General features: G+C 66.4%; 5 protein-coding genes and 1 rRNA gene. 1 reads left to right on the top strand and 5 read right to left on the bottom strand.

The window, feature by feature from the left end:
- The 5 genes from DL991_RS04455 to DL991_RS04435 all read right to left on the bottom strand — a co-directional run.
- Window positions 1–101, bottom strand: a 16S ribosomal RNA gene (locus tag DL991_RS04455); the annotation flags it as partial.
- A 351-nt stretch (window positions 102–452) separates the two neighbouring features.
- Window positions 453–1,697 carry a low temperature requirement protein A gene (locus DL991_RS04450; protein WP_125781222.1) on the bottom strand — a complete coding sequence of 415 codons (1,245 nt, stop codon included), beginning with the start codon at window positions 1,695–1,697 and terminating at the stop codon, window positions 453–455.
- 453 nt (window positions 1,698–2,150) lie between these two features.
- Window positions 2,151–3,623: an MFS transporter gene (locus DL991_RS04445; RefSeq protein ID WP_125781220.1), complete on the bottom strand. Its 1,473-nt coding sequence runs from the start codon at window positions 3,621–3,623 to the stop codon at window positions 2,151–2,153.
- Complete coding sequence (gene dnaE, locus DL991_RS04440) at window positions 3,623–7,207, bottom strand: DNA polymerase III subunit alpha (protein WP_125781218.1); 3,585 nt, start codon at window positions 7,205–7,207, stop codon at window positions 3,623–3,625. Before dnaE ends, DL991_RS04445 begins: the two co-directional genes overlap by 1 nt.
- A gap of 205 nt (window positions 7,208–7,412) precedes the next feature.
- Window positions 7,413–8,489: a plasmid pRiA4b ORF-3 family protein gene (locus tag DL991_RS04435; protein WP_233598660.1), complete on the bottom strand. Its 1,077-nt coding sequence runs from the start codon at window positions 8,487–8,489 to the stop codon at window positions 7,413–7,415.
- 41 nt (window positions 8,490–8,530) lie between these two features.
- Here DL991_RS04435 and DL991_RS04430 point away from each other — a divergent pair, with 41 nt between their 5' ends.
- Window positions 8,531–9,025 (top strand): nitroreductase/quinone reductase family protein, encoded by a 495-nt coding sequence (locus DL991_RS04430; protein ID WP_233598659.1) that lies wholly within the window; start codon window positions 8,531–8,533, stop codon window positions 9,023–9,025.
- The last annotated feature ends 114 nt before the right edge of the window (window positions 9,026–9,139 follow it).

The following is a 9,139-nucleotide window of genomic DNA, read 5'->3' as shown; positions in this document are numbered from 1 at the left end:
CCCGTTCGCCACTAATCCACCCGAAGGCTTCATCGTTCGACTTGCATGTGTTAAGCACGCCGCCAGCGTTCGTCCTGAGCCAGGATCAAACTCTCCAACAATGTCAAATTTGATCGAGGCAAATTTTTCTTGCTCTCAAAGGAACCTCAAACGAGGTTCAAATACATAAGCTCTACTGGCTTAGTTCACTAGCACACTGTTGAGTTCTCAAGCAACACACCCCAGATCGCACCAGGCAAAACCCGGCCTTATCCGAAGCAGTCATTTCTTGGCTTTTGTCCGGAGCATACGCTAACACCTGCTCGAAACTGCCGTTTCAGCGGGGTAGAGTTACCTCTCCGGTTCGGGACCACCCACTCTACCACCATCCGGTGGGAGCTTGGTTCGTGTTCCCGGCGGCCGCTCGGTTTCCCTGGCGACGAAGAGAACATTACACGGCCCGAAACCGGCGTTTACAGGGGGGTCCCCTTTTTCGCGTCGGGGCGCTGACCTGCGTCGATCGGGCCCTCCCCCGGAACCGGCTCTCCGTGCGTGGCGACGACCGTCAGCACGACGAGGGCGGCGGCGAGCCCGGCGGTGATGTGGATGGGCGCGGACGTGAACGAAGCGGCGAGCACGAGCACCGCGGTCACCGGGAACCCGATCGCGATCGGACGGCATTCGTTGGTGGGGCCGATGTGCATCAGCCAGACGCTGAGCAGGTAGATCGCGACGGGCACGGTCGTGGCCATGGCCGCGGGCAGCGAGGCGACGTGTCCAGTGTGGGTGTCGTAGTCGACGGCGACTTCGAGGCCGGCGCCGAGCGCGGCCGCCGAAGCGAAGATCAGGTAGTGCCCATAACCCCAGCTCGCGACGGTGAACAGGCTCTTCGCCTTCTCGAGCCGGACGTGGCCCGGCTGGTCGAAGTACAGCCACCACAGGGAGAAGAGCAGCACGAGCCCCGCGGCGGCGAGCGAGATCAGGCTGCCGGTGTGCTCGCCTTTGTCCAGCCCCTCCTTGACCGCGGTGGTCGCGCCGAGGATGGATTCACCCAGCACGATGATCGTGAACAGGCCGTAGCGCTCGGCGATGTGGTGCGGATGCCAGCCCGTCCAGCGCTTGCGTTCGGCGATCATCGGGACCGCGAGCTCGGCCACCAGGAGCACGAAGAACGACGGCAGCGCCAGCGACTCCGGCAGGCCGAGGCGGACGATCCACAGGATCTGGACGATCGTGATGCCGACGGCGTACCGCGCCGCGGCCGGGCGGCAGTGCGGATCGGTCCGCGCGGCGCGCAGCCATTGCACGACCATCGCCAGCCGCATCAGGACGTAACCGGCCACCATGATCGTGAAGTCGCCCTTGAAGGCCGACGAGACACCGGCGGCGACGGTCAGCCCGCCGGCGATCTGCACCAAGGTCACCAAGCGGTACGGGACGTCGTCGGTGTCGAACGAGGACGCGAACCAGCTGAAGTTCAGCCAGCCCCACCAGATCGCGAAGAACACCATCCCGAAGCTGAGCACCCCGTGCCCGATGTGGTTTTCGGCGATCGCGTGATGCAGACCGGCGGCCGCCTGCGCGACGGCGACCACGAAACACAGGTCGAACAACAGCTCCAGCGGGGTCGCGACCCGGTGCCCTTCTCCGGAATCGCGCATCGTCATCGGCCGGTACCAGACCCGCAGCCGACTCCGCCGTACAGAACCCTCCGCCATCACCGCTCCTCCACGCTCGTTCTGCGGAAGATCTTCGCAGCCGGGAGCGGTTCACACACTCGGAGGAACGCGCGGCGAGTGGGCCCGGGCCGGGTGCACCTCCCCAGGCGACCCCGCGCGGACCCACCCGCGCGAATGCCTCACCAGGACTCGGCTCGTCAGTGGTGGTGAGCCGGCTGCCGCCGAACGGTCCCCCGCGGACGCCGACGGCCGTCCACCGGCTCGTGACCGTGGGTGTCCATTCCTGAAACTCCGGACTCACCACGATCGCTTCGCCGATCGATCCATCCCCGATCGACCGACAGAAATACCACTGTCGGTAGCCAAGACACAGCAGTGAAGGCTCCGTTAGGTCTACCCGGTTGCTCTGAGTAGCACCAGAGGATGACGGCGTCAGTCACTCGGATGGAGCATCGGTCTTGCCGAACGTAGTCATCGGCACGCACGGATGACTCAGCCGCGTTGGCTGTCGGCCGCGGCCCGCTCGGCTTCCTCCCGCTCGGTGAGCAAACGCCGCTTCCGGCGGGCACGGAGTTCGATCACGGCGAGTAGAAGCGCCGAACTCGTCAGGACGGCGGCGCACAGCATCGCCGCGGTCAGCGCCGACGGGTAGCCGCCGTTCGCGCCCAGTACGGCGTGGAAGACCGAGGCCAGCACGACGGTGCCGATCGCCGTGCCGATCCGCTGTCCGGTCTGCAACGCTCCCCCGGCCACCCCCGCCATCGACGTCGGGACGCATTCCAGGGTCAGCGTGGTGTTGGGCGAGATGACCATGCCGCCGCCGACACCCGCGACGAGCAACGGCAGCGCGAACCACCAGCCCGCCGCGGCACCGGGATCCTGCCCGGCGAGGACGGCGACCGTGATCATCCCGGCGATCACCATGACCAGCCCGGTGACGGTGAGCTTGCGGCCCCATTTCGGCACCAGCCGTCCCGCGATCGCCGCCGACACGGCCGAACCGAGGGCGAAGGAGGTGACGGCGAGCCCGGATTGCAGCGGCGTGTAGCCGAGGCCCTGCTGGAAGAAGATGGCGAAGACCAGCCACATACCGGTGAACCCGCTGAAGTACAGCGCGCCGACGGCGGCACCCGTGGCGTAGCCCGGGGTGCCGGTGAACAGCCGGGTGTCGAGCAGCGGCGGACGGCCGCGCCGCACCATCGAGCGTTCCCAGCGCACGAACGCGAAACCGAAGACCACCGCGACCACGAACAGCCACCACAGGCTGCTGAGCCCGCCCTGTTCGGATTCGATCAACGGCAGCAGGACACCGAGGACGGCGACACCCAGCAGCATGACGCCGACGAAGTCGATCTCGCCCCGCAGGCTTCTCGCCGGTGTCTCCGGTTTCGGGAGCCATCTCAAAGCGAGGGCGAACGCCACGATCCCGATGGGCACGTTCACGTAGAAGATCCAGCGCCAGCCTTCCGGATCACCGAAGACCGCGAGGATCACGCCGCCGAGCACGGGTCCGACGGCGGTCGAGATCCCGACGGTGGCGCCGAACATGCCGAACGCGCGGCCTCGTTCCGCGCCGCGGAACAGGTCCTGGATCATCCCGCTGTTCTGCGGCGTCATCATGCCCGAGGCGAAACCCTGCAGCAGCCGCGCGATGATCAGCGTCGTCTCGTTCGGCGCCGCGCCGGCGAACGCGCTGGTCAGCACGAAGGCGGCGAGCGCGAACAGGAACATGCGGCGACGGCCGAGCGCGTCGCCGAGCCTGCCGCCGGACACCAGCACCAGCCCGAAGGCCAGCGCGTAGCCCGACACGACCCACTGGATCCCGCCGCTCGACGCGCCGAGATCCTTCTGGATCGACGGCAGCGCCGTGTTGACGATGCTGACGTCGAGCAGGCCCATGAACCCGGCGGCGAGGGAGACGGCGAGCGCCTTCCAGCGCCGGGGATCGGGTTCGTAGGTGCTCATCAGGTGCTGGCGGCGATGCCGGGAATCCCCTTGAGCTCACCGATCAGCATCGAAGTCACCTTGACCGGATAGTCGTAGAGCGCGAAGACCGTCTGGTTCTTGCCGACCAGCTTCAGGTGCACCGGGGTCTCGCCCTTGTGCGCCAGCAACGTCTGCTTCAGCTCGCTGACCACCGACTGGTCGATCTTCTCCGCCGCGGCCAGCAGGACGAGCGGCAGATCCTCGTCGCCGTTGCCGACCTCGGACAGGTCGAGCGGCACGAGCCCGCCGCCGAAGATGGACATCTTGTCCTCGCGCCAGTTCACCCTGCCCTTGACCAGCACCGCGTTGTCCTCGATGAGATCGGCGGAGAACATCGCGTAGGACTTCGGGAAGTACAGGACCTCGAGCGAGGCGTCCATGTCCTCGATGGTGCAGATCGCCCAGGGCTCGCCCTTCTTGTTGACCCGGCGTTCCAGCGAGGTGATCAGCCCGGAGACGACCAGCTCACCTTCCTTCGGCGGATCGGCGAGGATCCCGGCGATCGGCCGCGGCGCGTGTTTGCGCAGGATGCGTTCGGCGCCGTCCAGCGGGTGCGCCGAGACGTAGAGGCCGAGCATCTCCCGTTCGTAGGCCAGGAGCTGCTTACGCGGATACTCCTCTTCCCCGAACTTCAGATGCGCGAGCGGCGACGAGGACACCGCGTCCCCGGCGTCGTCGTCCCCGCCGAACCCGAAGAGGTCGAACTGACCCATCGCTTCCTGGCGCTTGAGCGGGACCACGGCCTCGACCGCGTCCTCGTGCACCTGGATCATCGAGAGCCGCGTGTTGCCGAGCGAGTCGAAGCCGCCGGCCTTGATCAGCGATTCGATGACACGCTTGTTGCAGGCCACCAGTTCGGACTTGTCGAGGAAGTCGGTGAAGGAGGAGTACTTCCCCTTCTCCTCACGGGTCTTGATGATCGACTCGACGACGTTCGCGCCGACGTTGCGGACGGCACCCATCCCGAAGCGGATGTCGTCCCCGACGGCCGCGAACCTCAGCGCCGACTCGTTGACGTCCGGCGGGAGGACCTTGATGCCGAGGCGACGGCACTCGGACAGATAGACCGCGGACTTGTCCTTGTTGTCACCCACCGAGGTGAGCAGCGCGGCCATGTACTCCGGCGTGAAGTTCGCCTTGAGGTACGCGGTCCAGTACGAGATCAGGCCGTACGCGGCCGCGTGACTCTTGTTGAACGCGTAGCCGGCGAACGGGAGGATCGTGTCCCAGAGCGCCTTGATCGACTCGGAGGAGAAGCCGCCTTCGAGCAGGTCGCTCGACTTCATCCCCTCTTCGAAGCCCACGAACTCCTTCTCGAGGACTTCCTGCTTCTTCTTGCCCATCGCGCGGCGGAGCACGTCCGCGCGGCCCATCGAGTACCCGGCCACCTTCTGGCCGATGTGCATGATCTGCTCCTGATAGACGATCAGGCCGTAGGTGTCGGCCAGGATCTCCTTCAGGGGCTCTTCGAGCTCGGGGTGGATCGGTTTGACTTTTTGCCGGTTGTTCTTGCGGTCGGCGTAGTCGTTGTGCGCGTTCATGCCCATCGGGCCGGGGCGGTACAGCGCGCCCACCGCCACGATGTCGTCGAAGACCGTCGGCTGCATCCGGCGCAGCAGGTCACGCATGGGCCCGCCGTCCAGCTGGAACACGCCGAGCGTGTCACCGCGGGAGAGCAGCTTGTACGTCTCCGGGTCTTCGACGCCGAGGGTGTCGAGGTCGATGTCGACCCCGCGGTTGGTCTTGATGTTGTCGATCGCGTCACCGATGACGGTGAGGTTCCGCAGGCCGAGGAAGTCCATCTTGAGCAGGCCGATGTTCTCACACGACGGGTAGTCCCAGCCGGTGATGATCGAGCCGTCGTCACGCTGCCACAGCGGGATGGCGTCGGTCAGCGGGTCGCAGGACATGATGACCGCGCAGGCGTGGACACCGGCGTTGCGGATCAGTCCTTCGAGACCGCGGGCGGTCTCGAAGATCGTCTTGCACTCTTCGTCGGTCTCGACGAGCGCGCGGACCTCGGCGGCCTCGCCGTAGCGCTCGTGCTTGGAGTCGACGATGCCTGAGAGCGGGATGTCCTTCGCCATGATCGGCGGCGGCAGCGCCTTCGAGATCCGGTCCGCGATGGCGTAGCCGGGCTGTCCGAAGTGGACGCGGGCGGAGTCCTTGATGGCCGCCTTTGTCTTAATGGTGCCGAAGGTGATGACCTGCGCGACCTTGTCGACGCCGTATTTGTCGGTGGCGTAGCGGATCATCTCGCCGCGACGGCGGTCGTCGAAGTCGATGTCGATGTCGGGCATCGAGACGCGCTCGGGGTTCAGGAACCGCTCGAACAGCAGTTTCTGCGGGATCGGGTCCAGGTTGGTGATACCGAGGACGTACGCGACCAGCGAACCGGCGGCCGAACCACGGCCGGGGCCGACCCGGATGCCGACCTTGCGGGCGTAGTTGATGAGGTCGGCGACGATGAGGAAGTAGGCGGGGAAGCCCTTTCCGATGATGACGTCGAGTTCGATCTCGATGCGCTCGTTGTAGTACTCGTCCGGCACTCCGTCCGGGTACCGCCACTTGAGGCCGCGCGCGACCTCTTCCCGCAGCCAGGAGCCCTGGTCGTAGCCCTCAGGGACCTCGAAGAACGGCAGCCGGTCCTTGTGCGTGTAGACGTCTTTGTAGGACTCGACGCGCTCGGCGATCAGCAGCGTCGAGTCGGCGGCACCGGGAACTTCCTTGTCCCAGTACTCCCGCATGTCGGCGGCCGACTTCAGGTAGTAGCCGTCGCCGTCGAACTTGAACCGGTTCGGGTCGTTCAGCGTCTTGCCAGCCTGCACGCACAGCAGCGCGGAGTGGGTGTCGGCCTGGTCCTTGGTGACGTAATGCGAGTCGTTGGTGGCCAGCGGCTTGAGGTCGAGCAGCTTGCCGACCTCGAGCAGGCCTTCACGGACCGACCGCTCGATCGGCAGCCCGTGGTCCATGAGTTCGAGGAAGAAGTTGTCGGCGCCGAAGATGTCCTTGTAGTCCGACGCGGCCTGGATCGCCTCGGTCCGCTGCCCCAGCCGCAGTCGCGTCTGCACCTCGCCCGAGGGGCAGCCGGTGGTCGCGATGATGCCTTGGTGGTTCTCCGAGATCAGCTCGCGGTCCATCCGGGGCTTGCGGTAGTAGCCCTGCATGCTCGCCAGCGAGGAGAGCTTGAACAGGTTCCGCAGCCCGGTGGAGTTCTCGGCGAGCATCGTCATGTGTGTGTAGGAACCACTACCGGAGACGTCGCCGCCTTCACCGAACTCGTCGGAGCCACGCTGGTTGGCCTGGCCCCAGAACACCGGCTTCTTGTGGAACCGGCTCTCCGGCGCGATGTAGGCCTCGATGCCGATGATCGGCTTGAGGTCGTGCTTGACCGCCTGCTGGTAGAACTCGTCCGCGCCGTACATGTTGCCGTGGTCGGTCATCCCGACCGCGGGCATACCCAGGCGCGCCGCCTCCTTGAACAAGGGGGCGATCTTCGCCGCACCGTCGAGCATCGAGTACTCGGTGTGCACATGCAGGTGGACGAAGGAATCGTTCGACACCAGCGAAAACCTCCCCTAGGCAGACGGATCCCTGGCTGCTTGACGCGGGCCGGTCCTCCCACCCTAGGCTTGTCATGATCATCGGCAACCTGCGGGGGGATACGGCCCTCGGGCGCTGCCGAGTCTGCTAGTTCGGCGAGATCAAATCCAGCTGGCTCGCCGGAGCGATCACCACCCGAATGGGCGCGAAGCCTGCCTCGCCAGGTCAGCCCAGCCGGGCCAGCCGCTCGTCGACCACCTCCTTGTCGAACCACTCCGGATCGAATCCGGGGCCGAGTTCCTCGATCAGGTCTTCGTCTTCTTCGTCGTACGGATGCCTCAGCGCCTCCATGAGCAGCTCGTAGCTCTGGACGTTCTCGCATTCCGACGGCGGCGCGGCGCGTTCACCGCCGAGACAGCCCGCCACTTCGGGAACGGCGGCCAGGCGCTCCACCCGGATCCAGTGCTCCCACATGCCCGCCTCGTAGACCATGCGATGGCCCGGCACCGTCACGACTTGGCCGAGGGTCGCCTCGTCGTCCAAGCGGTCGCCTTCCCCACCCTGGATGTCGGCGCCGAACCCGCCGTACGCGGTTTCGAATCGATGGTCCTGCTGCTCCTCCCTGTCGAACGCGGCCGCGAGGATCCGGTGCAATCCGGCGAGGGTGACGTCGGAGCGGACCAGCAACCGCCGCCAGATCGCGGGCTCCGGTTCTTCCAACGCGACCGCGAGCCACATCCCGGTGACCGGACCGGGCGGCGGCAGCACGAGCGGCAAGGGATCGGCCACCGCCGACCGGGGCACCGGCTCGTACTCGGGAAGACCGAGCCAATGCCGCAGCCGAGTGGCACGTTCGGGCAGATCGGACTCGGAGCGCAGCCGGAAGATCGCCGGGGCGTGGTCTTCGTACCAGCGGTCGGAATCCGCTCTGACGACCAGGGCCGCTTCGACCTGACTCCGGAACTCCTCGGGGGTCAGCGGTGCCTCGGTGACCTCGAAGCCGTTGCGAAGAACCGCCAGGGCGTCCTCGGGAACGGCGTGGAGTTCGATCACGTCGACCTCTCGATCGTTGACCACCACCTCGACCCCGACCGAGCGTTTGCCCGCGGTCAGCTTGGCGGCCAGTACCACGAGGTCCTGATCCACTTGGCCTTGGACCACACAGTCCGACAGTTCGATCGGGCCGTGGAGCAGCTTCGGCCAGCGCTCCACCCTGGCCACGTCCAGAGGCGGACTTGGCCGGAGGGAACGCTGGCTCTTCGGTCGTTTGGCGGGCTTGCGGCCGCGGCTGACGGGGCTCACCACTCCAGTATCGGATCGGCACCGACAGTTTCGGCACCGTCATGACCGGCGACGATCCGAAAATGCTTGCCGACCTGGGCGTGGATGTGCAGACTGACCAGCCGCCAAGATCACCGAGCCGCCCCGGAGAGTTGATGATCGACCTGCAGGCCATGAACGAACACGTCATCGCGGAGTTCCGCGCGAACGGCCGCCACGGCGATGGCCTCCCGACCCTGCTGCTCACCACCGCCGGCGCCCGTACCGGACGGCGGCACGTGACGCCGATGCTGTTCTTGGCCGACGACGACCGCTACGTCGTCTTCGCCGCCAACGGAGGCGCACCCGCGCATCCGGACTGGTATCGCAACCTGATCGCGGAGCCGTCTGTCGACGTCGAAGCGGACGGAGAGAGCTTCACCGCTCACGCGATCGAAGTCACCGGGGCGGCTCGGGACCGTCTGTTCGCGAAGCAGGCGAAGGCGTTCCCGCGGCTGGCCGAGCATCAGGCGAAGACCAGCAGGCCGTTCCCGGTGATCGCGCTGAGCCGCGTCTGAAGCTCGCGTGGGTCGTGAGTGGCGATTCGGGTTAGAACCCGAATCGCCACTCACGCCCCACCGCACCGACAACGGTGTGACACTGGCCACCTCGACGCGGGAATCACGTGTCAC

Source organism: Amycolatopsis sp. WAC 01375, assembly GCF_003947325.1.
Lineage (GTDB): Bacteria > Actinomycetota > Actinomycetes > Mycobacteriales > Pseudonocardiaceae > Amycolatopsis.
This window is presented reverse-complemented; position numbering and strand designations above follow the sequence as displayed.

Coding starts and splice junctions, on each gene's coding strand:
- DL991_RS04450 (WP_125781222.1), bottom strand. CDS start 1,697: ATGGCGGAGGGTTCTGTACGGCGGAGTCGGCTGCGGGTCTGGTACCGG.
- DL991_RS04445 (WP_125781220.1), bottom strand. CDS start 3,623: ATGAGCACCTACGAACCCGATCCCCGGCGCTGGAAGGCGCTCGCCGTC.
- DL991_RS04430 (WP_233598659.1), top strand. CDS start 8,531: ATGACCGGCGACGATCCGAAAATGCTTGCCGACCTGGGCGTGGATGTG.